A 24,598-nucleotide genomic window follows, 5' to 3' on the forward strand; every position below is an offset into this window, starting at 1 on the left:
TGGCTTCCGATTGACAAATGCCAAAGATGATAAGTCGTACCGTTTCAACAACACGATATTAACACTCGCTATGGTGTTATCAGTCGATTGGGAGACAAACGAATCGAGCCGGATATCGGCCGGCACGAAGGAGCGGGGGAAGGTGGACACGGAAAGCGAACTCTTGAAAACGGCGTGCGAGCGGATCAACGATCTCGCCGAGCCCGCCTTCATCAAGGACAGCGCCCTCATCTACGTGGCGGTGAACGCCGCCTATGCACGCCTTTTCGGCATGCATCCGAGCGATTTTGCCGGCAATACCAGCCGCGGCCTTGCAGGCGCGCCGGAAGATGCCGACCGCAAGGAAAAGGAATGCCGGGCGATCGTCTTCGGCACCGACGAGACGGCGCTCTGCTTCGACCGCTCGGGCGTCGTCCGCCATGAAATCCACATCGAGCGTTTCCTCACGGAAGACGACCACACCTATCTCTTCGGCACGTTTGCAGCGGTTCCGGGCATTGATGCCGGGTTTGAACCGAAGCTGGTCGCCCCGGTTGCCGGCACCTCGATCACCGGTGCAAGGCCCATCGCCCCGTTCTCGCCGTTCAACAATGCGCTTCTCGACGATGCCCTCGACATGCTCGAAATGGGCATCGGCATCTACGACAAGCATAACGTCCTGCTCTACTGCAACTCCCAGCTCATCAACCATTTTGCGTCGATCTCGATCGATATCCAGCCGGGGATCACCCTCCAGGATATCCTCGGATTTGCCTATGATCGCCGCCAGCGCGTGTCGCCGGCGAGTTTCGGTCCCGATGCGCCGAGCAAGGACGCATGGATCGCCGAGCGGATGAAGCCGTTCGAGCTTCCCTATTCCGAAAGCACCGACCAGCTTTCCGACGGGCGCTGGCTGCGGAGCATCAACAAGCGCCTCGAGAACGGCCTGCTGATCGCCATCCGCCACGACGTGACCGAATTCAAGGAGCAGGAAATGCTCCTGCGCACCCATGTCTCGGAGACGGACCTGTTCCGCGCGGTCCTCGAAGACCTGCCGGTGCCCGTGTTCGTGCGAAACAGCGACCGCCAGCTCACCTATGCCAATGCCGCCTACGAGGCGATGCTCGGCAAGCCCAGGAGCCATTTTCTCGGCAAGACCGAAATGGAAATGTTCCCCGACGCGGCCGATCGTTTCCGTGTCGAGAACGACCGGGTGATGACAGGCGAGGACATCGAGAAGTCGGAGGACATCACCTTTCCCGACGGAACAGTTGTCCCGGTCATCACGCATCTGCGCCGGGTGACCACCAATGACGGCGCCCACAACCTCGTCGGCTCGCGCATGGACGTCTCTCGCATCAAGGAGGCGCAGAACAAGGCGGAGAAGATGGGCAAGGATCTTCAGACGATCCTGCACACCATGCCCGTCGGCGTGGCGATCCTCGACGAGCAGTTCCTGTTCGAATACGCCAACCCGGCCTTCTATTCCTTCTGGGATGCCGGAGAGCAGTTCGATCTGCCCGGCCGTTCCTACCGGGACTTCCTCAAGGTCAATTTCGACCACGGCATCTATAGCGGCTCGACGAGCAGCTTCGAGGAAATCTACCAGGAGCGCATCGCCGCCTTGACCGATGGCCAGGAACGGCCGCCGATCGAGGTGAAAAGCCGCACCGGTCTGGTGATCGTCATTTCCGGCACCCAGCTTTCCGGCGGAAAGATCCTGCTGAGCTACATGGACATCACGGCTGTCCGCAAGCGCGAGCAGGAGATCCAGGAAGCCCGTGCCGCGCTTGAAACTCACGGCGCGCTGATGCGCGACGCGACGAGCGCGATGTCGCAAGGGCTGCTCATCCTGCATGACGGCGAGATCATCTTCTCCAACGACGCGCTGCCGGCCATGCTCGACATGTCGGCCGAGATGGTGCGCGCCGGAGGCCTGTGGCGCGATCTCTTCCGCCATTGCGTCGAGCGCGGCGATCTCGGCACGCCCGAGGAGGCAGCGGCGACCCTCAAGGCCTGGGAAGACAATGTCGCGGCCGGCAAGCCGGTGTTTGCCGCTTTCCGCGTCGACGGCCGCAAGTGGATCCATGTCGAAGCCAAGCTTACCGGCAGCGACCACTGGCTGGCGGTGTTCACCGACGTTACCGAAATGAAGAGCCGCGAGGAGGAACTGACCCGCCTCCTGCACCGCGCCGAGGCGGCTGACCGCGCAAAGTCGGAATTCCTCGCCAACATGAGCCACGAGATCCGCACGCCGATGAACGGCGTGCTCGGCATGGCCGAACTGCTCGCCAAGTCCAATCTCGACACCCGCCAGAAGACGTTCATCGATATCATCGTCAAGTCGGGCAACGCGCTCCTGACGATCATCAACGACATTCTCGACTTCTCCAAGATCGATGCCGGGCAAATGACGTTGCGCAAGGCGCCGTTCGACCCGGTCGAGGCGATCGAGGACGTGGCGACGCTTTTGTCGTCATCAGCCGCCGAGAAGGATATCGAACTCATCGTGCGCGGCGACGTCTCGATCCGCGAGACGGTGATGGGCGACGCGGGGCGTTTCCGCCAGATCATCACCAACCTCGTCGGCAACGCGGTAAAATTCACTGAAAAGGGGCATGTCTTCATCGACCTGAGGTCGGGGGCGAAAGGCCCCGGCGAGATGATGCTGTCGATCCGCATCGAGGATACCGGGCTCGGCATTCCCGAAGAGAAACTGAAATCGGTCTTCGAGAAATTCTCGCAGGTCGATACGTCCTCGACGCGCCGCCACGAAGGCACCGGCCTGGGGCTTGCGATCACCGCCGGCCTCACCGAACTCTTCGGCGGCTATATCGACGTGACCAGCGAAGTCGGACGGGGCTCGGTCTTCACCGTGCATCTGCCGTTCGAGGTGGTCAGCGAACGCAATGTGCTCACCAGCCTGCCGATCAACACGAGCGGCGCCCGCATCCTCGTCGTCGACGACAATGCGGTCAACCGCCGTATCCTCAACGAGCAGCTCACCATGTGGGGCTTCGATACGGTCGCAGCCGAGAGCGGCGCCGAGGGTCTGGCGATCCTCAACGAAGCCGCCCGCATCGGCGTCACCGTCGACGCCATCGTGCTCGACTACCACATGCCCGAGATGAACGGGCTCGATTTCGCAAAACACCTCAGGCGCGACGCACGCTTCGACGGCACCGGCGTGGTTTTCCTGACCTCCATGGACATGGCTGGCGACGACAGCATGTTTGCCGCCCTCAACGTCCAGGCCCATCTGATGAAGCCGGCGCGCGCCAATCTGCTGCGCAGCACGATCATCGATGTCGTCCGCTCGATCCGCACCAAACGGCGGGCGGTCGAAGCGGGGCAGGCGGCTGCTCGCCCTCAGGCCACAGTGCGGACCCTCGCGCCGGTTGCCGCACCCACGCTGGTTTCTTCGACGCCGGTGATTGCCGAACAGCCGGCGGCGCCGGTCTCCACGCCGCCCATGCAGGCGGCGCCGACGCTCGACGTGCTGGTCGCCGAGGACAACGAGGTCAACCAGATCGTTTTCACCCAGATTCTGCAGACTACCGGCTGGCTGTTCCAGATCGTCAAGAACGGTGCGGAAGCGGTCGAGGCGTGGAAAAAGCACGATCCCGCGGTGATCATCATGGACGTCTCGATGCCGATCATGAACGGGCATCAGGCAACCCAGAAAATCCGCGAGCTCGAACAGGAGACGGGAACTCATACACCGATCATCGGCGTCACGGCGCATGCGCTGGAAAGCGACCGCGAACTCTGCTTCCAGGTCGGCATGGACGATTATCTTTCCAAGCCGATCAGCCCGGAGGCACTGGAAGCCAAGGTGCGCAACTGGCTCGGCGGCGCGATCGTGAGTTCCGTTTCAAGCTGAGCGGGCAGGACGTATCCAACCCTTTCAATATCGCCTTTCCCGCGCCGCCCCGGCAACCGAGGGAGCGGGCATGGTGTCGGTAATCCTCATCTGCACCTTGCCTGTCGTCGGTTGAAACGTGATCCAGCGCGCCAGATCGTCGCCGAGGCTGGTGTCGACAAGCTTGATGCCCTCTTCCAGAAGGAACCGCCTGGCGAATGCGGAATTGAGAGAGCCCGGATCGTAGCCGCTCGACTTTCGCGTGCGGCCGCCAAAGAGCTTGGCCCTGAGATTTCGGCGTTCGGCACCGAAACGATAGAGATCGTCGACCAGTGTGCGCATGGCCAGATCGCCATAACGTTCCGGGCGTTCGGCGATATCCAGTCCGCCGCACGTCGGCAGGATGAAATGGTTCATTCCCCCGCTATTGGTGACGGGATCGTAGATGCAGGCGGAGACGCAGGAGCCGAGAACGGTCATCAGGATCGTATCGGGATCGGCGGATACGGCATATTGACCGCCCAGGATATGAATATGGCGGGTGTCCGTGAAGTTCATCCAATGCTCCGATCCCGTGCATGCTGTTATCACTTTCCCGCAAAAGTATGAAGGCGCTACGCGAACGGGAAGGCCCAACAATGAATGACGAGAAATACTGGCTGGCACGCATTTTGTAATTCCAGGGACGGGGGCAGGGGGCGGTCCGCGCTCGATCGGGAGCGGCACGCGCGCGTAGAGCCGACCGGACACCTCGCGGTCGATCCTGTCACAGGCTTTCTGCCGCGAGGGGCTTTCCGTTCAGGGAGCGTTAAGCAGGGCATGTGCATTGTCCGGGAATATCGGGCCTTTTCCTGCCGCTCGCAGGCGCTCGGTGGAAACGGAGACGCTTGTGATGAAGAAGATAATTGTCTCGGCGCTAATCCTGGCGGCCACCTGCACCAGTATCGTGGTACCGGCCGGTGAAGCCGCGGCCCAGCAGTGGGACAGACACTACGACCGATATGATCGATATGACCGATACGATCGCCGCGATCCTCCGCCTCCGCCGCGCAGGCGTCATAACAACGACGGCGCCGTGATTGCCGGGGGGCTGGCCGCCGGCGTCATCGGCGGCCTGATCGGCGGCGCGCTCGCCAATGGCGGCGGGCCGCGCTACATCGATCCGCCACCGCCGCCTCGGCCGCGCTGCTGGTTCGAGGATCGTCGCGTCCGCAACGCCTATGACGGCGGCTGGCACATGGAAAGCCTGCGCGTCTGCCAATAGGCGGCCGTGCGATGTGATGGATGGCAGCCGGTCTCAGGGCCGGCTGTTTTGCGTTGGGCAGAGCCGATCAGGGCGCCGGTTTTATGCCGCACAACATCTCGCGCTTGCCAGCAAAGCCGGGCCGCCGCTCGACCGTGAAACCGGCGGCCTGCAGGTTCCGCCTCACGAAGCCGGCGGCCGCATAGGTGCCGAACGTGCCGCCGGATAAGGTCTTGTCGTAGATCGCCTGCATGATTTCCGGCGACCACATGTCCGGATTGCGCGCCGGTGCAAAACCGTCGAGGAACCAGGCGTCGAAATCCGCATCCGCTACAGAGACGCCTTCGAGCGCGGGGCCGCAGACGACCGTCAACCGGGTCTCAGCGTCAGCGTCGATCACGACATGGCCGGCGGGTTTGTCCGGCCAGACCTCGATCAGCGCCTGCCGTTCCGCATCGATCTCCGGCCAGCGGGCAAGCGCCCGGTCGATCTCGTCGCGCTGCATCGGGTAAAGCTCGAACGAGGTGAAATGAAGCTTCGCGCCTGCGGATCGAAAAAGCTTCCACTGCCGCCATGTTTCGCAGAAGTTCAGCCCGGTGCCGAAACCCAGTTCGCCGATCCGGAAAGTCCGGTGCCTTTCCCAGCGCTCCGGCAGGCCCCAGCGCTCAGGCAGGCCATTGCCGGCCAGAAACGTGTGGCCGCATTCCAGCCGACCGTCGGTGCGGCAATAAAAGTGATCGCCAAACTTTTGCGAATAGGGCATATCGCCGTCATGCCAGTCCAGGGTCTGGCTTTCGGTCACACGAATTTCAGGATCACGGTCGCTCATGGGACATGCGGATAATCCTGCCGGCTCCGGCGGTCAATCTCATGTCCTTCCGCCATCCGCCGATCTCGTCATCCTGGGCGGCGGCATCATGGGCCTCTGGGCGGCGGTCAAGGCGGAGCGGCTCGGTATCAGTACCCTGCTTGTCGATGCTGGCCCGCTGGGGCAGGGGGCGAGCGGCGGGCTGCTCGGCGCCCTGATGCCGCACATGCCGGACAAGTGGAACGACAAGAAACAGTTCCAGTTCGATGCGCTTCTGTCGCTGGAAGACGAGATCATAGAGCTCGAAGCCGAGACCGGCGTCACCTGCGGCTACCGCCGCTCCGGCCGACTGATCCCGCTGCCGAAGCCGCACTTACGGAAGATCGCGCTCGGGCACTCGGCCGATGCGGAAGCCTGCTGGCGGCGCGGCGACCGCCGTTTCCATTGGCATGTGCTCGACCGTCCCCCGCAAAAAGGGTGGCCGGATGCCTCATTCGCAGCTGCCGGACTGGTGCATGACACGTTTGCCGCCCGGGTTTCGCCGCGTGGCCTCGTCTCGGCGCTCGTCGCTTATCTGCGGACGGCCAGCAACGTTCGGATCGTCGAAGGCGTGGAGGCGGAGGCGATCGACGCCGCAGGATATAGGATTATATTCCGTAACGGCGAAACCGTCGCCTTTGGCCACTGTATCGTCTCGACAGGCCACGGATCTTTTTCGCTGCTCCATGGCATTTCAGCGCCGCTGAAGCGCCCGATCGGCCAGGCGGTCAAGGGGCAGGCAGCGCTCCTCAAGGCAGACATCGATCCCGCCCTGCCGGTGATCTTCCTGAACGGCCTTTACGTGGTCGCCCATGAGGGCGGTCACGTCGCTGTCGGCAGCACCAGCGAGGATGTGTTCGACGACCCGTTCTCGACCGATTCCCAGCTGGATGAGCTGATCGCGCGCGCCCGGGCGCTGGTGCCGGCCTTGGCCCAGGCCCCGGTCGTCGAACGCTGGGCGGGATTGCGGCCGAAGGCGATCGACCGCGATCCCATGGTCGGCGCGCATCCCGATCACGCCCGAGTGATCGCGCTCACAGGCGGTTTCAAGGTGAGCTTCGGTATCGCGCACAGGTTGGCCGATGCTGCCCTCAACGCCCTGAACGGCCGGGAAATGCGGCTTCCAGCGTCGTTCACGCTCGCCAATCACCTTGCCGTCGCCTCGCGTTAAACGCGAACTTTCGGTTCCTCGCGTCGTTATTCTGTCACGCAAATCACTTAACCCCCACGGCAGGGATTGTTGAGCAATGCGTAAAACACGGGGTTGCTGAAAAAGGACGTTCAGAAGGTGACGCATGCGCTATGCCATTCATTTCACGCCTCCGGCGCATGATCCGCTGACGCTTGCCGCGGCCCAGTGGCTCGGTCGCAATGCCTTTTCGGGCGAGGCGATGGAGCCGCCGGCAATCCGCGGTATCGGCATCCACGACATTGCCTTCAATACCGCGCTGCCGCGGCGCTACGGTTTCCACGCGACGCTGAAGGCGCCGTTCCGGCTGGCGCCCGACGTCACCGAACCGATGCTGCTGCGCCACCTGATGCGCTTTGCCGGCACCCACAGCCCGTTCGAACTGCCGAAGCTCGAAGTCGTCCGGCTCGGCAATTTCTTCGGCCTCGCGCCGATTGTCCCGTGCGATACGGCCCGGTTCCTGGCCGCTTCCGTGGTCCAGGAGTTCGACAATTTCCGTACGCCGCTGTCGGAAGCCGAGCTGGAGCGCAGCGATTCAGGCGATCTCTCGGCGCCGCAATTCGCCAACCTGTATCGCTGGGGCCACCCTTACGTGATGGACGAGTTTCGTTTCCACATGACCCTGACCGGTCCGCTGTCGCCGATCGAGATGCCGCGTTTCGAAATTGCGCTGCGCGATTATTTCGAGCCCTATCTGAAAAAGCCGGTCGAGATCGCCAACCTGGCGCTGTTCATCGAGGAGGAGCCCGGCGCGCCCTTCCAGGTGCACTCACTGCACCCGATGGGACGAGTGGCGGCACGCAAGACCGCCTGAGATTTTGGGTGCCGGCGGCGCACTTTTGTTCAAGAGCAACCGCGCTGTCATCTGCTATATTCTCCCCATGGAGAATATCTCGCAGGAACAGGCCACCGACCACATGCCGCTGATGCCGGCAGAGGTGACCCGTTTCTGGCGCGACGATCGCTTCGGCGGCATGGAATGCCTGCGCGCGACATTCCTCACCCACGAATTTGCGCCGCATGCGCATGATACGTTCAGCATCGGTGCGATCGAGCAAGGCATGCAGGTCTGCACCATCAAGGGCAGCCGCGAAAGCGCCGGGCCGGGCGGGCTCTACCTGATCAATCCGGGCGAGACACACGACGGGGCGCCGCGGGGTGGCGGTTATCGCTACCGGATGATCTATCCGGATGTCGCACTGCTCCGCGAGATCCTCGAAGACGTCACCGGCAAACCCTTCCGGGGCACGCCCGCCTTCGGCATCCAGCTTCTCCACGACCAGGCGCTTGCCAACGCTTTCCACGAGGCGCACCGGACGCTGGAGGAGGGCTCCGGCGCGCTCGAAGCCAGCCAGGCGATGTTCCTGGTGCTCGACGCAATGTTCCGTCGCCACGGCAGCTCGATCATCGTGCCGGCCGATTCGACCGAGCGCACCGCCGTGCGCCAGGCCCGCGACTACCTCACCGAGCATTTTGCTTCCGATGTCGGGCTGGAGGAACTCGCGACCGTCGCAGGTCTTAGCCGCGCCCACCTCATCCGCGCGTTCCGCAAGGAGTTCCACATTACCCCGCATTCCTTCCTGACCGATATCCGCATCCGCGCGGCCCGCAAGCGGTTGAGGGAAGGCGGCCAGCCGGCCGAGATCGCGCTCGAATGCGGTTTTGCCGACCAGGCCCATTTCACCCGCCACTTCAAGGCTCGCACCGGACTGACGCCTGGGCAATACCGGGCTCGCTGATCACTTTCGTTCAAGACGGTAGATGCTGCGCGCTCTAAGCCTCCCCCTCATCCGCCTGCCGGCACCTTCTCCCCGAGGGGAGAAGAGACCCGCCGGGCCCTTGCTATTCCCTCCTCTCCCCTCGGGGAGAGGGTGGCCGAGCGAAGCGGAGGCCGGGTGAGGGAGCGACGTGCTCTGACATCAGATCAAGGTTATTGGATGAACAACGATACGAAACTGCAAGACTTCCTCGGCGGCATGCGGGCGATCTCGCCGCTGATCGCCGCGGTCATCCCGATCGGCCTTGTTTTCGGGGCGGTGGCGGCGACAAAAGGACTGTCGCCGGCGGAAGCCGGCCTGATGAGCGCGCTCGTCTTTGCCGGCGGCTCGCAATTCGTGGCGATGGATATCTGGACCCATCCGGCCTCCTGGACGGGTATCGGTTTTGCAGCCCTTCTGGTCAACATTCGCCACGTGCTGATGAGCGCCTCGCTCGGCACAAGGATGGAGGCTTTCAGCCAGCCGGCGCGCTATCTCTCGATGCTGTTCCTCGCCGACGAAATCTGGGCGATGGCGGAGTTCCGGGCCAAGGTGGCGCGGCTGACGCCCGCCTGGTTCGCCGGCCTCGCCATGCCCTTCTATCTCGCCTGGGTGCTCTCGGGGTTGGCTGGTGCCGCGCTCGGTGCCTTTCTCGGCGACCCGGTGGTGCTCGGGCTCGACTTCGCCTTCCCGGCCGTCTTCATCGTGCTGGTCATGGGCTTCTGGAAGGGACCGGAAACCGGGGCCGTGCTGCTGGCGAGCGGCGCCGCCGCCGTTGCCACCCAACATTTCGTGCCGGGCGTCTGGTATATCGCCGCCGGCGCCGTCGCCGGCCTTGCCGCCGCCCTGGTAACCGGCAAAACCCGGGACGTCGAGGTGACGCCATGACTGTCGATGTCGCCACGCTTATCGCCATCCTCGCCATGGCGGCTGCGACAGCGCTCACCCGGTTGAGCGGCCTCGTGCTCATCCGCCACATTTCCCTTGAAGGCAGTCGCCGCAAGGCGATCGAATCGATTCCGCCCGCCGTGCTAATGGCCGTCGTCGCGCCGACTGCGTTTGCCACCGGGATTGCCGAAACCTTGGCCTGCGCGGTGACTGCTTTTGCGGCACTTCGGCTGCCGATGCTCGTTTCCGTGGCACTCGGGGTCGCCTCGGTCGCGATCCTTCGGGCGCTCGGCCTCTAAGCGTCGTTTCCATCTCGACATGGCCGGAAGGGGTGCGCTACCGTCCGGCCTCATTCGTCGAAGGTGACCCATGCAGGCAAAAGACTATCCGCGCGAACTCGTCGGCTATGGCCGTTCCACCCCAGATCCGAAATGGCCGGGCGGCGCCCATGTCGCAGTCCAGTTCGTGATCAATTACGAGGAGGGCGGCGAGAGCTCGATCATGGACGGCGATCCGGCCTCGGAGAACCTGCTGTCGGAAATCGTCGGCGCCGCGCCTTGGCCGGGCCAGCGCAACCTCAACATGGAATCGATCTACGAATACGGCTCGCGTGCCGGCTTCTGGCGGCTGTGGCGGCTGTTCACCGAGCTCAACGTCCAGACCACCGTCTATGGCGTAACGCTCGCCATGGCCCGCAATCCGGAAGCGGTCGCCGCCATGAAGGAAGCCGGTTGGGAAATCGCCAGCCACGGCTACCGCTGGCTGGAATACAAGGATTTCCCGGAGGCAAAAGAACGCGAACACATCCTCGAAGCCGTGCGCCTGCACACCGAACTCGTCGGCGAGCGGCCCTACGGCATGTACCAGGGCAAGCCCTCCGACAACACGCTGAAACTGGTGATGGAAGAGGGCGGTTTTCTCTATTCTTCCGACAGCTACGCGGACGATCTACCCTATTGGGTACCCGGCCTCGACCGGCAACCGTTCCTGATCATCCCCTATACGCTTGAGACCAACGACATGCGGTTTGCGACACCGCAGGGGTTCAACACCGGCGACCAGTTCTTCACCTACCTCAAGGATGCCTTCGACGTGCTTTACCAGGAGGGCAGGGAAGGTTCGCCGAAGATGATGTCGGTCGGCCTCCACTGCCGCCTCGTCGGGCGCCCCGGCCGCGCCGCCGCGTTGAAGCGTTTCATCGAATATGTGCTCAGCCACGACAAGGTCTGGATCCCGCAGCGCATCGAGATCGCCAGACACTGGCACGAACACCATAAGCCGGCGGCCGCGCTATGAGCGCGCGCGGGGATTTCATCGCGATGTTCGGTGGCGTGTTCGAACATTCTCCCTTCATCGCCGAACGCGCCTATGACGCCGGCCTGATGCTGGTGCCGCTGACGTCCAAGAGCGTGCATGACGCGCTCACCTCGATCTTCCGCCGGGCAAGCCGCGAGGAACGCCTCGGCGTGCTGCGCGCCCATCCCGACCTTGCGGGCAAGCTGGCGATTGCCGGCGAACTGACCGAGGACAGCAAAAAGGAACAGGCCGGTGCCGGGCTCGACCGATTGAGCGCTGAGGAACACGCCCGGTTTACCGAACTCAACGCCGCCTACGTGGAAAAATTCGGTTTCCCCTTCATCATCGCGGTCAAGGGTCTCACCAAGGACGACATCCTGGCCGCCTTCGAGAAGCGCATCGACAACTCGGCGGACGAGGAGTTCGATACCGCCACCGCCCAGGTGGAAAAGATCGCGCTCCTGCGTCTGCAATCGCTGCTGCCGGGACATTGAGGCCTTGGACGCTGCTTTCCTCCGCCCCTTCCGTCGCTTATATTGGCGATATCAGGAGTGACGCCGCCATGAGACCGTCGGAAGTGCTGGAGAAGAACCGGGAGGCGATCCGCGAAGCGGCAACACGCTTCAACGCGGCGAACCCGCGCGTCTTCGGTTCGGTTGCGCGCGGCGAGGACGGGCCGGACAGCGATATCGACATTCTTGTCGATGCGCTTCCCGGCACCACCCTGTTCGATCTCGGCGGGCTGCAGGACACGCTCGAAACGCTACTTCAGGTCAAGGTCGACCTCGTCACGTCCGGAGGCATCCGCAACTCGATGCGCGACCGGATACTGTCGGAAGCGGCTCCCATATGAGTGCTGACCGCCTGAGGGAATATCTCGACCAGATGCATTCCGCAGCACTTCAGGCCTGCGAATTTGTGGCCGGGATGGAGCAGGAGACGTTTCTCGCCGACATTCGCACGCAGATGGCGGTCGGCATGGCATTGATCCTGATCGGCGAGAGTGCCGCGAGGATCATGACGCACCATCCCGACTTCCCCGTCGATCATCCGGAGATTCCGTGGTCGAAAATGAAGGGCATGCGCAATTTCGTCGTCCATGACTACTACGAGCTGGAGCTTCCCATCGTTCTGGAGACGGTAAAAACCTCGCTGCCGCAGCTTCTGTCCCAGCTCGACGCCCTGCGCAACTGGCGTGCCCAGGGCGAATGATGAAGCCGAATGATCGAAGGCGAATGACGTGACCGAATATCTTGAAATCCTGCCCCTCACAAAGGAAGCCTTCGCGCTCTTTGGTGATGTCATCGAGGCCGATCCGGCGACCATGCGGTTGATCAACGACGGCACGACCGAGCGCTATCATGCGCTCGCCGAGCCCGTGGTGATCGGCGAGCCGGAGCGGCTGATCTTCAGCATCTTCCGCAGCAAGCCGCGGCAGTTCCCTTACGCGATCACCATGATGGAGCGGCATCCTTTCGCCAGCCAGAGCTTTTCGCCGATCTCCGGCCAGCCTTTCCTGATCGCCGTTTCGGATGATGAAGGCGGACGGCCGGGCAAACCGCAGGTCTTCCTCGTGCAGCCGCATCAGGGCGTCAATTATTTCCCCAATTCGTGGCATCATCCCCTGATGGCGATCGGCGTCGTCAGCGATTTCCTGGTCGTCGATCGCGACAACCCAGCCGCAAATTACGAGGAAGCGTTCTTCGAGACCCCGTATCTCATCGCGGAGCCAAGCCTATGACGGGCCTCACCACCCATGTCCTCGACACCGCCAGCGGTACGCCTGCGGAGGGGCTTTCGATCGATCTCTACCGGCTGAACGGCGAGACTCGCGAGAGGCTGAAGACCATCGTCACCAACAGCGACGGCCGCGTCGATGGCGGGCCGATTCTGGTTGGCGAGACCTTTCTTGCCGGCGAATACGAACTGGTTTTCCACGCCGGCGCCTACCTTCGAGCCCGCGGCGTCGCACTTGCCGAGCCGGCTTTTCTCGACGTGATCCCGATCCGTTTCGGCATTTCCGACACGACGGCGCACTATCATGTGCCGCTGCTGCTCTCGCCCTACGGTTATTCCACCTATCGGGGGAGCTGATGCGTTTTGCCGCGATCGCCGACATCCACGGGAATTGCGTAGCGCTCGAAGCGGTGCTTGCCGACATTCACGCACAGGGCATTACCGAAATCGTCAATCTCGGCGATTGCCTGAGCGGACCGCTTGAAGCCGGGCGCGCCGCGGATCTGCTGCTCCTTCTCGATACGATGGCGACGCTGACGGTGCGCGGCAATCACGATCGCTACCTGATCGAAAACCCGGCGGATGCTATGCCGTCGTGGGAAGTGCACGCCTTTTCGCAACTGGCGCCGCGACACCTGCAATGGCTGCGCAAGCTGCCGTTCAGCGCCGTTTATCGGGACGAGGCCTACCTTTGCCACGCCACGCCGCAGTCGGACAGCGTTTATTGGCTGGAGCAGGTATCGAGCGAAGGCCATGTCTTCCTGAAGCCGCTGGAGGAGATCGAGGCGCTGGCTGATGGCATCGAGCAGCCGCTGATCCTCTGCGGCCACAGCCATATTCCGCGGGCGGTGCAACTGTCCGATGGCCGGCTGATCGTCAATCCCGGCAGCGTCGGCTGTCCGGCCTATGACGACGACACGCCGCATTTCCACAAGGTGGAAACCGGCCACACCATGGCGTCCTACGCGATCCTCGAAAAGACCTCCGCCGGCTGGATACCGCAATTCCGCAACGTGTCCTACGACCATCTGGCGATGTCGCGCCTCGCCGCCGAAAACGGCCGCGCCGACTGGGCGGTGGCGCTGGCGACCGGCCGGGCGGGTTAGGTTTTCAGCCGGTGCTGCGTTCGATCTCGTGGCTTGCAGCGCGGGCAAGGAAACCCGATCGCGACAGGCCATGATCCGCGGCGAACCGGTCGATCCGTTCCAGCACGTCTTCCGGCAGCGTGATATTGATGCGGACGGCCTTGGCTGTCTGGCTTTTCAGCGTCACGAGGATCGCCACACCGTCGCGATTGTCCGGATCTGCCATCACGCTTTCAAGGCTCGACGGTTCCGGGATCGTTTCGCCATCCTCGACCATGCCTTCGACGTGAAGGGCAAGCGCCTCCTCCGCCATATGGCGCGCCTCGTCGAGCGTCGCGCCGGCGGTGACCACACCCGGAAAATCCGGGAAGGAGACGCCGTAGTCGCTCTCCGCGTCCTTATGGATCAGGCCGATATAGTTGCTCATGATCACCTCAGCTTCAGTCCAGCTTGCTTCTCGATACTGCGCAATGTGCCGAGCGGAATATCGCGCTTCGGATGGGGCACGGTCACACGGCCCGGTTTTTGCGGATGTTTGAACTGAACATGACTGCCCTTCTGGGCAACCTCCATCCAACCATCCCGGCGCAACAGCGCGATGACCTCGGCGCTTTTCATCGGTTGAATTTATACACACTCATACACAATATCAATCCTTGCCTGAAGGAGCGGAAACCTTTCGGCAATCCTTCCCCCCGATACTTCTTTCCGATTCGACAGGAGAGATCGTCATGGCTCAAACGCGCGGCAAATCCGGTTCTCGGCGCAAGAGTTCGCCGAAGCGGTCGTCGGGCTCCGGTTCCTCGCTCTGGCCTTGGCTCGGGGCGCTGGCGGTGGTTGCCGGCGGTATCGCGCTTTATGAAAATTCCGCGGAGGCCCGGCGTTTCGTCAAAGGCCTGACGTCCGGCAGCCAGGTGCAGGTTGCCGCAAAACCGGTGCCTGCAAAGCCTGTGCAGGCAAGTTCCGGGCCGTCGCACCGCCCACTGTCGCCGAAGCCGATGGCGGCTCCAGATCAGAGCCACACCGCCGCGATCATCCCGCCTGCGCCTATCGGCAAGCCGGTCATCGAGGAAATGCAGAAGGTCGCCGAGCAGCCAAAGAGCAGCGAGAGCCTCGCCGGCGCCTATCAGGCGAAATTCTACCTGTGCGGTTCGGCCAAGCAGGACGACTGCGTCGTGGCCGCGGACCGTTTCGTATTCCACGGCCAGAAGATCCGGCTGGTCGGCATCGAGGTGCCCGACATCAAGAAGCCGCGCTGCGAGGCGGAGCGGATCAAGGCGAGCGATGCGGAGCTGCGGGTGCGCGCCTTCCTGGATTCCGGTCCGTTCGAACTCGTCACCTGGCAAGGCAACGAGGACGAGGTCGAAGGCCACAAGCTGCGCGAAGTGACGCGCAACGGCCGCTCGCTCGCCGATGTCCTTGTCAACGAGGGCCTGGCCAGGCGACCGGGCGCCGGCAAGGGCGGCTGGTGCTGATCGCAGCACCGACCACTCTCGGCAGTCGTCAGAACGGCATGTTGGCGAGGATGTTGCGGTCGATATCTTGGACATCGCGCTTTCCGCAGAGCGCCATGGTGATGTCGAGTTCCTTGCGGATGATCTCGAGTGTCGTGGTGACGCCTTCCTTGCCCATGGCGCCGAGGCCGTAGAGGAAGGGCCGGCCGATATAGGTTCCGCGGGCGCCGAGCGCCACGGCCTTCAGCACGTCCTGGCCGGAGCGGATACCGCCATCCAGATGCACTTCGATTCGGTCGCCGACCGCCTCGACGATCCTCGGCAGCATGCTGATCGATGAGGGGGCGCCGTCAAGCTGGCGGCCGCCGTGGTTGGAGACGATGATCGCATCCGCGCCGGTGTCGGCGGCGGCGCGCGCATCCTCTTCGTCGAGTATGCCCTTGATGATCATCTTGCCGCCCCAGAGGTCCTTGATCCAGCGGATATCGTCCCAGGACAGCCGTGGGTCGAACTGCTCCGCCGTCCAGGCGCCGAGCGAGGAGAGGTCCGAAACATTGCTCGCATGGCCGACGATATTGCCGAAACCGCGGCGCTTGGTTGCCAGCATTTCCAGGCACCATCTCGGCCGCGTCACGAGCTGCAGCGCCGCGTTGAGCGTCGGCTTCGGCGGAGCGGCAAGGCCGTTGCGCAGGTCCTTGTGGCGCTGGCCGAGGATCTGCAGGTCGGCGGTGACGACGAGCGCCGAGCATTTCGCCGCCTTGGCGCGGCCGATCAGCCGTTCGACGAAGCCGCGGTCCTTCATCACGTAGAGCTGGAACCAGAAGGGTTTGGTGGTCACCGAGGCGACGTCCTCGATCGAGCAGATGCTCATGGTCGACAGCGTGAAGGGCACGCCGAATTCTTCCGCCGCCTTGGCGGCCAGCATCTCACCGTCGGCATGCTGCATGCCGGTCATGCCGGTCGGTGCCAGCGCCACCGGCATCGCCGCTTTTTCGCCGATCATCGTGGTTTCGAGCGTGCGGTTGGTCATGTCGACAAGGACGCGCTGGCGCAGCTTGATCCTCGAATAGTCTTCCTCGTTCGCCCGATAAGTTCCCTCGGTCCAGGCGCCGCTGTCGGCATAATCGAAGAACATTTTTGGCACTCGACGGCGGGCAAGTTTTTTGAGGTCTGCGATGGTCAGCGGTTTGGACATCGGTCGAATTGCTTTCGAAGGCGGGGAGACAAGACGGGCAAGGAACTAGCATAAATTTTCGGCGCTGGTCACCGAAAATGATCGGGTTTCCCGCGGTGCGTCCAGGCATTCGTCGGGCAGCGGCCGGCGACATATGGAGGGCGGCACAGCTGTGCTCCATACAGCAGGCTTTTAGGCCGCCTGTTCGACGATCTTCGAGTGAGAAGCACTCTCTTGGAGCAGCCTGATGGCATTGATCGCATCGGATTTCGTATCGAACGTCTCCGAATGAAGGATAATTTTGCCCTCTCCCGCCAAAAGGCGAAATGCAAAGCGGCCCGCTTTATCTTTGAAGACCTGAAAGACAAGCTGGTTTTCGAGCGACGCTGCCAAAGCTTCCTGCTGCTCCTTTTCGAAAGCTGCCAGTGCTTCGGGACTGGGGGCATCCATCGGAAAATGCTCCTTTTCATACGCGTCAATCAACGTCGCGAGAATATCGAGCTGATCGCCCTCCGGCGTTCCGCTGGCTGCTCCCCAGAGCTGGGAGAGGGTTCGTAGAGCGCCTTCATAGTCCTCTTCCGAACGGATGGGCCGGATCTCAATCATATTCCACCTTTGCCGCGTCGATGTGATCGTATTCCTTGTGTGTGCCGAGCCATTTTATCCAGATAATCGACTTGTCGAAATCGATAGCGACTACCAGTCTATAGTCGTTTCCCTTGATATTGAAAACGATGCGCTCTGCATTGACGATGCTCGCCGTGGCGAAAGTTTGCCGAACGTCGGCAGAATTCCTCCATTGAGCCTTGCTGGCACGATCATGCCAGACGTCAATCGCGTCCTTGGCAGCAGGATGATCCCGCCGACCTGCGAGGCTCTCCACAAATCTAGTTAGAGTCCGGCGGGCAATGATCCTCATGGCAGAGGCGGTCTCATATCACACCTACCAACTCGCCCTTCATCGCCTTGCCCGCCACATAGGTCTCGACCACGGCGCGGTCGTCGCCCATGGTCTGCAGCAGGAAGAGTTCCTCGGCCAGCGTCTTCACCGTTTCCATCCGCAGCCGCATGGCAGGCGTCGAGGCGCCGTTCAGCACCACGAGGTCGGCATCGGTGCCGGGCTCCAGCGTGCCGATATGTGCCGCCATCGACAGCGCCTCGGCATTGCCCCTTGTCATCAGGTAGAAGCTTTCGAGCGGGTTCAGACGCTCGCCGAGGAGCTGCTGGATCTTGTAGGCCTCGTCCATCGTGCGCAGCATCGAATAGCTCGAACCGCCGCCGATGTCGGTTGCGACCGCCACCCTGACCGGCTTTTGCCGCCGCATCAGCGATTTCATCGGGAACAGGCCGGAGCCGAGGAAGAGGTTGGAGGTAGGGCAGTGGACGGCGACGGCGCCGGTCTCGGACAACACGTCGGCTTCGCGGTCGGAGAGATGGATCGCGTGGCCGAGCAGGGTCTTGGGCCCGAGAAGGCCGTAATGGGCGTAGATGTCGGTATAGTCCCTGGCGTCCGGATAGAGCTCGCCCGTGTAGCGGATTTCCTCGTGGTTTTCGGAGAGATGCGTCTGGATATGCAGGTCGGGAAATTCCCGCGCCAGCGCCTGGGCGGCCTTCATCTGGGCGGGCGTCGAGGTGATCGCGAAGCGCGGGGTGATGGCGACGTGGCAGCGGCCCTTGCCGTGCCAGTCGGCAATCACGGCTCTCGTCTCGTCATAACCCATCTGCGGCGTGTCGAGCAGGCCCTGCGGGGCGTTGCGGTCCATCATCACCTTGCCGCCGACCATGCACATGCCGCGCTTCAGCGCTTCGGCAAAGAAGGCGTCGGCCGAGGTCTTGTGAACGGAGCAATAAGCGACCGCCGTCGTGGTGCCGTGGCGCAGCAACTCGTCATAGAAATGTGTGGCGATGCGCGCCGCATGCTCGCTTTCGACGAACCGGCATTCCTCCGGAAAGGTGTAGGTGTTCAGCCACTCGAGCAGGTTGGCGGCATAGGAGGCGATCACCTGCATCTGCGGAAAATGCAGGTGCATGTCGATGAAGCCGGGCAGGATCAGATGCGGCCGGTGGTCGATCTCCTCTATTCCCGCGGGCGCAATCGCCTTGACCGTTCCGTAGCTCCCGGCAACCGAAATCTTGCCCCCGTCGATCAGCAATGCGCCGTCGCTCTCATAGGCGTAACTGTCCGTGTCGGTCAGGGAGTGCGGAGCGCGCTTGAAGGAGAGCAGCCGTCCGCGGATCAGCATCTGGGTCATCGGGATATCGTGCTTTCGTACCAGGCCACCAGCAGCCGTCGTTCTTCCGGCGAGATGGCGGTGACATTGCCGGGCGGCATGGCATGACTGCGGCCCGCCTGGATATAGATCTCCCGCGCGTGGGCGGCAATCTCCGCGTCCGTTTCCAGCTTGACGGATTTAGGGGTGAAACTGACACCCTCGTAAACAGGTTCCGCCGCATGACACATGGAACAGCGCGCCTGCACCACGTCCCTTGCTGCGCCGAAATGGGCGTTGGCGGCGAATTGTTGGGCGATCGGGGTCATCGAGGTCTCGGTCTCGCCGGTCAGCACCTTCGGAACGGTCGAGAGCCACATGATGACGATGAAGAGCAGCACCGTCACCAGCCAGGTCCAGGTCGGCTTGCCCTTGCGGGCATGGGTGGTGTTGAACCAGTGCCTGATCGTCACGCCCATCAGGAAGACCAGGGCGGCGATCACCCAGTTGAAATGGGTCGCGAACGCCAGCGGATAGTGGTTCGACAGCATGAAGAAGATGACGGGCAGCGTCAGGTAGTTGTTGTGCAGCGAGCGCTGTTTCGCGATGGCGCCGTATTTCGGGTCCGGCGTGCGCCCCGCGATCAGGTCGGCGACGACGATTTTCTGGTTGGGAATGATGATGAAGAAGACGTTGGCCGACATGATCGTCGCGGTAAACGCACCGAGATGCAGGAAGGCGGCGCGGCCGGAGAATACCTGCGTATACCCCCAGGCCATGACGATCAGCACCAGGAAGAGCAGGCCCATCAGCCCCCAGGTGTTTTTCCCCAGCGGCGACTTGCAGAGCAGGTCGTAGATGATCCACCCGACAGACAGCGATGCGAGCGATAGGCCGATCGCCTGCCATGGCGCGAGATCCATCACGGTGCGGTCGATCAGGAACAGGTCGGCGCCGCCGTAATAGACGACGCAGAGCATCAGGAAGCCGGAAATCCAGGTGAAATAGCTCTCGTATTTGAACCAGGTCAGGTGCTCGGGCATCTGTGCCGGCGCCACCAGGTATTTCTGGACGTGGTAGAAGCCGCCGCCATGCACCTGCCATTCCTCGCCATAGACGCCGGCGGGCATGTTCGGGCGCTTCGTCAGCCCCAGATCGAGCGCGATGAAATAGAAGGACGAGCCGATCCAGGCGATCGCCGTGATGACGTGGAACCAGCGGGCGGCGAAACTCAGCCATTCCCAGGCGACGGCATATTCATACATTCAGACTTCCCCTTTTTGCCCCCCGACTCGTCACTTTGGGGAAAAAACCCGGCCAAGGGAAGGGGGCGCTGCCGGGAACACTTTTTGTTCCGCAACGGAACCGGGGCTGGCAGCTTCGAGTTCCTTTCGCGCGATCCCCATGATTGGCAATAGTAGAGTGTTCTTAATTGTGCATCGCGATAAGTAAGGGTTAATTGGTCAGATCGACTCGCGTATTGTGACAGTTGCAAGTCAGCCGGCGAAAGCTTGGTAATGCGTGCGGTTCGAGCCGGTGATGGGGGCATTCATCAACGGAGACTAAGCTCATGCGTGGTATTCTGACAGGTGTGATGATTGCGTACGCGTCCTGCATCCAGATCGGTTCGGCCAGTGCCCACGAGGCACACAGCGCGACCGGCGTGACCTGGAAATATGACGGCTTCTGTTGCAATGGCGACAACCATACCGGCGATTGCCAGATGATCTCGACCAAGAACGTCAAGATCATCGACGGCGGCTACGAGATCATTTTGGGTCCGGGCGATCATCGGCTGATCACCCGCCCGCATGATTTCAAGCTGCCGCAGAGCCAGGCGAGGAGAAGCCAGGACGAGGAATATCATCTCTGCCTCTATCCGACCGAAGATACGCTGCGCTGCTTCTACGCGCCGGATATGAGCTATTAGAGGCCGTCAGCGGCCAGAAGTAACATGTCCAGCCGGTTTTCCGTCCAGCAAAGCGGCGGATAGAAAACCGACTGCAGGGTCCCGACCCTAGTCCCGGAATGTCGGCATGGTTTTCCGCATGAAGTCGCGGAAGGCGCGGATTTTCTTGGAGTTCCTGCGGGCTTCCGGGTAGACGAGCCAATAGTCGCTGCCGTCATAGCCGAGAATGTCGAAAGGCTGGACCAGCCGCCCTAGGGCGATGTCGTCGGCATAAAATTCCGGCTGCAGGATACCGACCCCCTGGCCGGCGATCGCGGCGGCGGCCTCGAAGGCCTGCGCCCCGTACCTGCTCACCGGCCGGCCGGTGAGATCGACATCCGGCAGGCCGGCTGCGGCAAACCAGGAAGGCCACCATGGATCGCCCGGATCGATGATCCTGAGCTTCAGGATGTCCTCTGGCGTCTTCACGCCGCCGATCGTGGCGGCGAAATCCGGACTCAGCATCGGCGTGAAATGATTGCGCATCAGAAAATGCCCGCGCAGGCCCGGCCATTCGCCCTTGCCGCTGCGGATCGCGATATCCGCCTGCGCCCGCGAAAAATCGATCATCTCCTGCGATGTTTCCAGCCTGACGGCAATGCCCGGATTTTCGAGCTGGAAGGTGCCCAGATGGCGCGCCAGCCAGCGCGAGGCGAAGGTCGCCGTCGAATGGATGATCAGCGTGCCCTCCGATGCATCGTGCAGGGTGGAGAGCGCATCGCCCATGATCGCGAAAGCCTCGGTGATCCTCGGCGCCAGCCGCTCCCCTGCTTCCGTCAGCGAGACCTGCCGCGGCCGGCGCAGGAAAAGCTGTTCGCTGAGCGTGTCCTCCAGAAGCTTGATCTGGTAGCTCACCGCCGTCTGGGTGAGCCCGAGTTCCTCGCCGGCCCGGGTGAAACTCATCAAGCGGGCGGCAGCTTCGAACACCCGAAGCGCATTCAGCGGAAACTGTTTCGACATCTTCATAGATAAGGTCTCTTGATCCATGCAGACGGTAATTCGATTGGATTACCGAGATTTTCCGGCGCAAATTACCTCCATATCGATCAAATGAAAACGGGGTATCCCCGTTGGAGGCAAGAGATGTTTTCCATCCTCACCTGGCCGTTCGAGCAGTTCATGCCGAAGCTCGGCATAGCCGATGCCATCCGCCGCCGGCTGGCGGTCCGCCGCAACAATCTCGATCTCGAAGAAATGCCGCAATCCTTCCAGCGCGACCTCGGTCTGCTCGACGGTCGCGACAGGCGCGGTCCGCAGGACGAGGGCGCCTTCCACGCGGCAAGGCTCCTCTATTCGCAGCGGAATTTTTGAGCATGCGGCAGGTGGCGGGCTGGTCTGCTTGACGAGCAGCCATCGGCCCGCTTTATTCGCGGCGGGCCGCCTGGAGCCTGCCTCGATCGCTTGAAGGATTCTGAATGGCCCGGCCCTCTGACCTCGATCACATCGCCGGTCTCCTGCAGGCGAAGGCTTCCGCCCTCCTGCGGCAATCGAGGGCGGACCTGGAAGCGCTGCTCGACGAGGAATTCACCTATATCAATGCGCGCGGCGAGGTCTGCGACCGCCATCAGTATCTGGACCGGTACTGTTCCGAAACGGGCCTGCGTTTCCTGAAGCAGGAGACGACCGTGGTGCGGATTGTCCCATTCGAACCTGTCGTCGCCGTCGTGCTCGATTGCGAGGACGAATTCGAGTTCCGGGGCGAGCGGTCCGGCGGTCTTTATCGCGCCCTCTACATGTTCCGCAAACAGGCGGACCGCTGGCTGTGGTGCGCCGGACAAGCCACCGAGATCCGGTAGCGCCTGCTAGATCGCCTCGCTGCGATTCGTGCCTATGGTCGCAAGGTCATCGGCAAGGGCCGACTGGATCCAGGTCGCAAAGGCCGTGATCTTCGCGGCATTTCGCGGCGCCGGCGCGTAACACAGCCAATAGGTCTTGCCGTCGCCGACGCAGAGGTCGAAAGGCTGGAGGAGACGGCCGGATGCCAAATCCTCCCGGAATAGGAACGGGCTCAGCATTGCCACGCCATGGCCGGACATGGCGGCCCTTGCCTCCAGGTCGAGCGCGCCGAGAGCGTTCAGGCTCGTGTGCCTGATCTGCTTCGAGTCGATTTGAGTAGCCTCAAACCATTCGTGCCACCAGTCACGGGTGTCGGTGATCCAGGGCAGTTTCAAAAGATCGGAAGGCTGCCGTATGCCACCCACGCTTTCCGCCAGTTGCGGAGACAGCATGGGCGCATAGTTGAGCCGAAAGAGAGGATGGCTGATCAACCCGTCGGATGGCCGGGCGCTGATACAGATCGTGACATCGGCCGAGCCATGGTGGTCGATGTTATCCAGCTGGCGCAGCAGGCGGACCTCGATTTGCGGGTGCAGGGCCTTGAAAATGTGGAGATGCGGCGACAGCCATTGCGCGGCAAACGATGGGGGCGAGTGGATTTCCAGCGTTTCCTCGATGCCGTTGCGCGTCGATTGCACCGCTTCGGTCAGCAGCGTGAAAGCCTCCGCCACCTTCGGAAGCAGCTTTTCACCCGTTTCGGTGAGTTTCAGCGCCCGTGGGCGGCGCAGAAAAACGGTGTCGCCAAGAAATTCCTCCAAGAGCTTGATCTGGTAGGTCACCGCCGTCTGGGTCATGCCGAGTTCTTCCGCGGCGCGGGTAAAATTTTCCAGGCGCGCGACGGCCTCGAAGACCCGAAGTGCATTCAGCGGAAACCGGCGTGACAATTTCATCGATAAGTTCTCTTGATCGCGACCGACTGTATTTGAATTGGAATTCTCCGGCAATCGGCTCCATTGATGGTTGCAACCAAATAATCCTTTCCTGTCGATGTGGAGCAACCATGCTGTCCGCGGACGCCTATCCGTTGCCTTTGAAATCCTCCCGCCCGGTGTCCGCCTGGCGGCAGCTCGGCCGGTTTTTCCGCAGGCTCCTGCAGCCCGCGGGTCCAAGCATCCCGGCACTGCCGGACGAGCTGCGCGGCGATGTCGCGCTCCCGGAAGCCGGGCCGCAAAGCCGCGAGGCGGCATTCTGGGACGGGAAACGGCGCTCAGGCGGTCGGGATCTGCCGCTTTGAGGTCTGCGCCTGCCGAGCGGCGTAAGTTTCCAGCAATTCGGCGGCGACGAGTGCTGCGATCACGGCCGGGCGCTTGTCGCTGACCGCCATGCCCCCGATCGGCAGCACGAGACGGGAGAGCGTTTCATAGCCTCCGCCTTCGCGCTTCAGCCAGTTGGCGAAGGTGGCGCGTTTGGTCCGCGAGCCGATCATGCCGACATAGGCAAGGTCGGTGCGTGCCAGTGCCTTTTGGGCAATCAGGAAATCCAGCGCATGGTCGTGGGTGAGGATGATCGCGGCGCCGCCGGCGGGGATCTTTTCGACAAAGGCTTCCGGCATCGCGGTCAGGTGTTTTTCCGTTTCGGCCGGCAGGTCGTCCAGCGCTTCGGCGCGGGTCTCTATGACGGTCACCGCGAAGGGCAGGGGGGCCAGCGCCCTTGCGAGCGCCTGGCCGACATGACCCGATCCGAACAGCGTGACCGCCGGCCGGTCGTCCTCCTCGTCGCGCAGGCGCTTTTCCAGCGTCTCCGCCAGCTCCGGCATCAACGGCTGGAAGGCAAGCCGGGTATGGCCGCCGCAGCACTGGCCGATCTCCGGCCCGAGCGGAATGTCCATCACCGCCTCGCCACCGCCCGACAGCATCGCCCTGGCATTGTCGATCGCCATATATTCGAACTGCCCCCCGCCGATCGTCCCCCAGATCGCGTTGTCGGCGACCAGCATGAACGTGCCGGCTTCGCGGGGCGTGGAGCCCTTCGCCTCCTGGATTTCGACGAGGATTGTGCGTGGGTGGGTGGTGATGAAGGTGGGAAAGGAGAGGTCAGGCATGGCGGGGTGCGTGCCCCTCATCCGCCTGCCGGCACCTTCTCCCCGTCTGGAC

At 62.6% G+C, this 24,598-nt stretch carries 31 protein-coding genes; 19 read left to right on the forward strand and 12 right to left on the reverse strand.

Annotation, left to right across the window (positions count from 1 at the left end):
- The first annotated feature begins 142 nt into the window (after positions 1-142).
- The gene (locus C5J26_RS02620) at positions 143-3,862 is read left to right on the forward strand and encodes a response regulator (protein WP_105400912.1); all 3,720 of its coding nucleotides are present in this window, start codon (positions 143-145) and stop codon (positions 3,860-3,862) included.
- Between the two features lie 24 nt (positions 3,863-3,886).
- Here the strand turns inward: C5J26_RS02620 and C5J26_RS02625 are convergent, their stop codons facing one another.
- Positions 3,887-4,399 carry a chemotaxis protein CheD gene (locus C5J26_RS02625; RefSeq protein WP_105400384.1) on the reverse strand — a complete coding sequence of 171 codons (513 nt, stop codon included), beginning with the start codon at positions 4,397-4,399 and terminating at the stop codon, positions 3,887-3,889.
- 334 nt (positions 4,400-4,733) lie between these two features.
- Here C5J26_RS02625 and C5J26_RS02630 point away from each other — a divergent pair, with 334 nt between their 5' ends.
- Complete coding sequence (locus tag C5J26_RS02630) at positions 4,734-5,105, forward strand: hypothetical protein (RefSeq protein ID WP_105400385.1); 372 nt, start codon at positions 4,734-4,736, stop codon at positions 5,103-5,105.
- A gap of 67 nt (positions 5,106-5,172) precedes the next feature.
- Here the strand turns inward: C5J26_RS02630 and mnmD are convergent, their stop codons facing one another.
- Positions 5,173-5,913 carry a tRNA (5-methylaminomethyl-2-thiouridine)(34)-methyltransferase MnmD gene (gene mnmD / locus C5J26_RS02635; RefSeq protein WP_105400386.1) on the reverse strand — a complete coding sequence of 247 codons (741 nt, stop codon included), beginning with the start codon at positions 5,911-5,913 and terminating at the stop codon, positions 5,173-5,175.
- Here mnmD and C5J26_RS02640 point away from each other — a divergent pair.
- From C5J26_RS02640 to C5J26_RS02695, 12 genes are all read left to right on the forward strand, one after another.
- Positions 5,912-7,102, forward strand: a complete 1,191-nt coding sequence (locus C5J26_RS02640; protein WP_105400387.1) for an FAD-binding oxidoreductase — start codon at positions 5,912-5,914, stop codon at positions 7,100-7,102. The two genes, mnmD and C5J26_RS02640, sit on opposite strands and share 2 nt — an antisense overlap.
- Positions 7,103-7,226: 124 nt before the next feature.
- Complete coding sequence (locus C5J26_RS02645) at positions 7,227-7,934, forward strand: DUF1045 domain-containing protein (protein WP_105400388.1); 708 nt, start codon at positions 7,227-7,229, stop codon at positions 7,932-7,934.
- A 67-nt stretch (positions 7,935-8,001) separates the two neighbouring features.
- Complete coding sequence (locus C5J26_RS02650; RefSeq protein WP_105400913.1) at positions 8,002-8,859, forward strand: AraC family transcriptional regulator; 858 nt, start codon at positions 8,002-8,004, stop codon at positions 8,857-8,859.
- 198 nt (positions 8,860-9,057) lie between these two features.
- Positions 9,058-9,765, forward strand: a complete 708-nt coding sequence (locus C5J26_RS02655) for an AzlC family ABC transporter permease (protein WP_105400389.1) — start codon at positions 9,058-9,060, stop codon at positions 9,763-9,765.
- Entirely contained in the window at positions 9,762-10,064 is a 303-nt protein-coding gene (locus C5J26_RS02660) for an AzlD family protein (protein WP_105400390.1), read from the forward strand. The genes C5J26_RS02655 and C5J26_RS02660 overlap by 4 nt, the downstream gene beginning before the upstream one ends.
- Before the next feature lie 70 nt (positions 10,065-10,134).
- On the forward strand, positions 10,135-11,061 hold the full coding sequence (gene puuE / locus C5J26_RS02665) for an allantoinase PuuE (RefSeq protein WP_105400391.1): 927 nt from the start codon (positions 10,135-10,137) through the stop codon (positions 11,059-11,061).
- Complete coding sequence (gene uraD / locus C5J26_RS02670; protein ID WP_105400392.1) at positions 11,058-11,555, forward strand: 2-oxo-4-hydroxy-4-carboxy-5-ureidoimidazoline decarboxylase; 498 nt, start codon at positions 11,058-11,060, stop codon at positions 11,553-11,555. The genes puuE and uraD overlap by 4 nt, the downstream gene beginning before the upstream one ends.
- Before the next feature lie 68 nt (positions 11,556-11,623).
- The gene (locus C5J26_RS02675) at positions 11,624-11,914 is read left to right on the forward strand and encodes a nucleotidyltransferase family protein (protein ID WP_046635257.1); all 291 of its coding nucleotides are present in this window, start codon (positions 11,624-11,626) and stop codon (positions 11,912-11,914) included.
- Positions 11,911-12,273 carry a DUF86 domain-containing protein gene (locus tag C5J26_RS02680; RefSeq protein ID WP_105400393.1) on the forward strand — a complete coding sequence of 121 codons (363 nt, stop codon included), beginning with the start codon at positions 11,911-11,913 and terminating at the stop codon, positions 12,271-12,273. Before C5J26_RS02675 ends, C5J26_RS02680 begins: the two co-directional genes overlap by 4 nt.
- Positions 12,274-12,301: 28 nt before the next feature.
- On the forward strand, positions 12,302-12,802 hold the full coding sequence (locus tag C5J26_RS02685) for an ureidoglycolate lyase (RefSeq protein ID WP_105400394.1): 501 nt from the start codon (positions 12,302-12,304) through the stop codon (positions 12,800-12,802).
- Positions 12,799-13,155: a hydroxyisourate hydrolase gene (gene uraH / locus C5J26_RS02690; protein ID WP_105400395.1), complete on the forward strand. Its 357-nt coding sequence runs from the start codon at positions 12,799-12,801 to the stop codon at positions 13,153-13,155. The genes C5J26_RS02685 and uraH overlap by 4 nt, the downstream gene beginning before the upstream one ends.
- The gene (locus C5J26_RS02695; protein WP_105400396.1) at positions 13,155-13,904 is read left to right on the forward strand and encodes a metallophosphoesterase; all 750 of its coding nucleotides are present in this window, start codon (positions 13,155-13,157) and stop codon (positions 13,902-13,904) included. The genes uraH and C5J26_RS02695 overlap by 1 nt, the downstream gene beginning before the upstream one ends.
- 4 nt (positions 13,905-13,908) lie before the next feature.
- Here the strand turns inward: C5J26_RS02695 and C5J26_RS02700 are convergent, their stop codons facing one another.
- Positions 13,909-14,310: a type II toxin-antitoxin system HicB family antitoxin gene (locus tag C5J26_RS02700; RefSeq protein ID WP_046635268.1), complete on the reverse strand. Its 402-nt coding sequence runs from the start codon at positions 14,308-14,310 to the stop codon at positions 13,909-13,911.
- A gap of 2 nt (positions 14,311-14,312) precedes the next feature.
- Positions 14,313-14,501 carry a type II toxin-antitoxin system HicA family toxin gene (locus tag C5J26_RS02705; RefSeq protein WP_105400397.1) on the reverse strand — a complete coding sequence of 63 codons (189 nt, stop codon included), beginning with the start codon at positions 14,499-14,501 and terminating at the stop codon, positions 14,313-14,315.
- Positions 14,502-14,614: 113 nt separating this feature from the next.
- On the opposite strand from C5J26_RS02705, the gene C5J26_RS02710 reads away from it, so the two are divergent.
- Positions 14,615-15,358 (forward strand): hypothetical protein, encoded by a 744-nt coding sequence (locus tag C5J26_RS02710; protein WP_105400398.1) that lies wholly within the window; start codon positions 14,615-14,617, stop codon positions 15,356-15,358.
- A 28-nt stretch (positions 15,359-15,386) separates the two neighbouring features.
- Here the strand turns inward: C5J26_RS02710 and C5J26_RS02715 are convergent, their stop codons facing one another.
- From C5J26_RS02715 to puuD, 5 genes are all read right to left on the reverse strand, one after another.
- The gene (locus C5J26_RS02715; protein WP_105400399.1) at positions 15,387-16,532 is read right to left on the reverse strand and encodes an alpha-hydroxy acid oxidase; all 1,146 of its coding nucleotides are present in this window, start codon (positions 16,530-16,532) and stop codon (positions 15,387-15,389) included.
- Positions 16,533-16,703: 171 nt separating this feature from the next.
- The gene (locus tag C5J26_RS02720; protein WP_105400400.1) at positions 16,704-17,117 is read right to left on the reverse strand and encodes a DUF1508 domain-containing protein; all 414 of its coding nucleotides are present in this window, start codon (positions 17,115-17,117) and stop codon (positions 16,704-16,706) included.
- Positions 17,110-17,430 carry a type II toxin-antitoxin system HigB family toxin gene (locus C5J26_RS02725; protein WP_105400401.1) on the reverse strand — a complete coding sequence of 107 codons (321 nt, stop codon included), beginning with the start codon at positions 17,428-17,430 and terminating at the stop codon, positions 17,110-17,112. The genes C5J26_RS02720 and C5J26_RS02725 overlap by 8 nt, the downstream gene beginning before the upstream one ends.
- Positions 17,431-17,443: 13 nt before the next feature.
- Positions 17,444-18,763, reverse strand: coding sequence for a guanine deaminase (gene guaD, locus C5J26_RS02730; RefSeq protein WP_105400402.1), 1,320 nt, complete (start codon positions 18,761-18,763; stop codon positions 17,444-17,446).
- A complete protein-coding gene (gene puuD / locus C5J26_RS02735; protein ID WP_105400403.1) occupies positions 18,760-19,986 on the reverse strand; it encodes a urate hydroxylase PuuD in 1,227 nt (408 codons plus the stop codon). The genes guaD and puuD overlap by 4 nt, the downstream gene beginning before the upstream one ends.
- Before the next feature lie 305 nt (positions 19,987-20,291).
- Between puuD and C5J26_RS02740 the strand changes: the two genes are divergently transcribed.
- Positions 20,292-20,651 carry a hypothetical protein gene (locus tag C5J26_RS02740; RefSeq protein ID WP_105400404.1) on the forward strand — a complete coding sequence of 120 codons (360 nt, stop codon included), beginning with the start codon at positions 20,292-20,294 and terminating at the stop codon, positions 20,649-20,651.
- 87 nt (positions 20,652-20,738) lie between these two features.
- Here C5J26_RS02740 and C5J26_RS02745 read toward each other — a convergent pair whose 3' ends face one another.
- Entirely contained in the window at positions 20,739-21,656 is a 918-nt protein-coding gene (locus C5J26_RS02745; protein ID WP_105400405.1) for a LysR substrate-binding domain-containing protein, read from the reverse strand.
- A 96-nt stretch (positions 21,657-21,752) separates the two neighbouring features.
- Here C5J26_RS02745 and C5J26_RS02750 point away from each other — a divergent pair, with 96 nt between their 5' ends.
- Both C5J26_RS02750 and C5J26_RS02755 read left to right on the forward strand, forming a co-directional pair.
- Entirely contained in the window at positions 21,753-21,980 is a 228-nt protein-coding gene (locus C5J26_RS02750) for a hypothetical protein (RefSeq protein ID WP_105400406.1), read from the forward strand.
- 104 nt (positions 21,981-22,084) lie between these two features.
- Complete coding sequence (locus tag C5J26_RS02755; protein WP_105400407.1) at positions 22,085-22,465, forward strand: nuclear transport factor 2 family protein; 381 nt, start codon at positions 22,085-22,087, stop codon at positions 22,463-22,465.
- A gap of 6 nt (positions 22,466-22,471) precedes the next feature.
- Here the strand turns inward: C5J26_RS02755 and C5J26_RS02760 are convergent, their stop codons facing one another.
- Positions 22,472-23,395 (reverse strand): LysR substrate-binding domain-containing protein, encoded by a 924-nt coding sequence (locus C5J26_RS02760; protein ID WP_105400408.1) that lies wholly within the window; start codon positions 23,393-23,395, stop codon positions 22,472-22,474.
- Positions 23,396-23,505: 110 nt separating this feature from the next.
- On the opposite strand from C5J26_RS02760, the gene C5J26_RS02765 reads away from it, so the two are divergent.
- A complete protein-coding gene (locus tag C5J26_RS02765; protein ID WP_046635430.1) occupies positions 23,506-23,739 on the forward strand; it encodes a hypothetical protein in 234 nt (77 codons plus the stop codon).
- On the opposite strand, the gene xdhC is transcribed toward C5J26_RS02765, so the two are convergent.
- Positions 23,713-24,546 carry a xanthine dehydrogenase accessory protein XdhC gene (xdhC, locus tag C5J26_RS02770; RefSeq protein WP_105400409.1) on the reverse strand — a complete coding sequence of 278 codons (834 nt, stop codon included), beginning with the start codon at positions 24,544-24,546 and terminating at the stop codon, positions 23,713-23,715. The genes C5J26_RS02765 and xdhC overlap by 27 nt on opposite strands.
- Positions 24,547-24,598: the final 52 nt, after the last annotated feature.

It is taken from the genome of Neorhizobium sp. T7_12, from assembly GCF_002968535.1.
Classification (GTDB): Bacteria; Pseudomonadota; Alphaproteobacteria; order Rhizobiales; family Rhizobiaceae; genus Neorhizobium; species Neorhizobium tomejilense.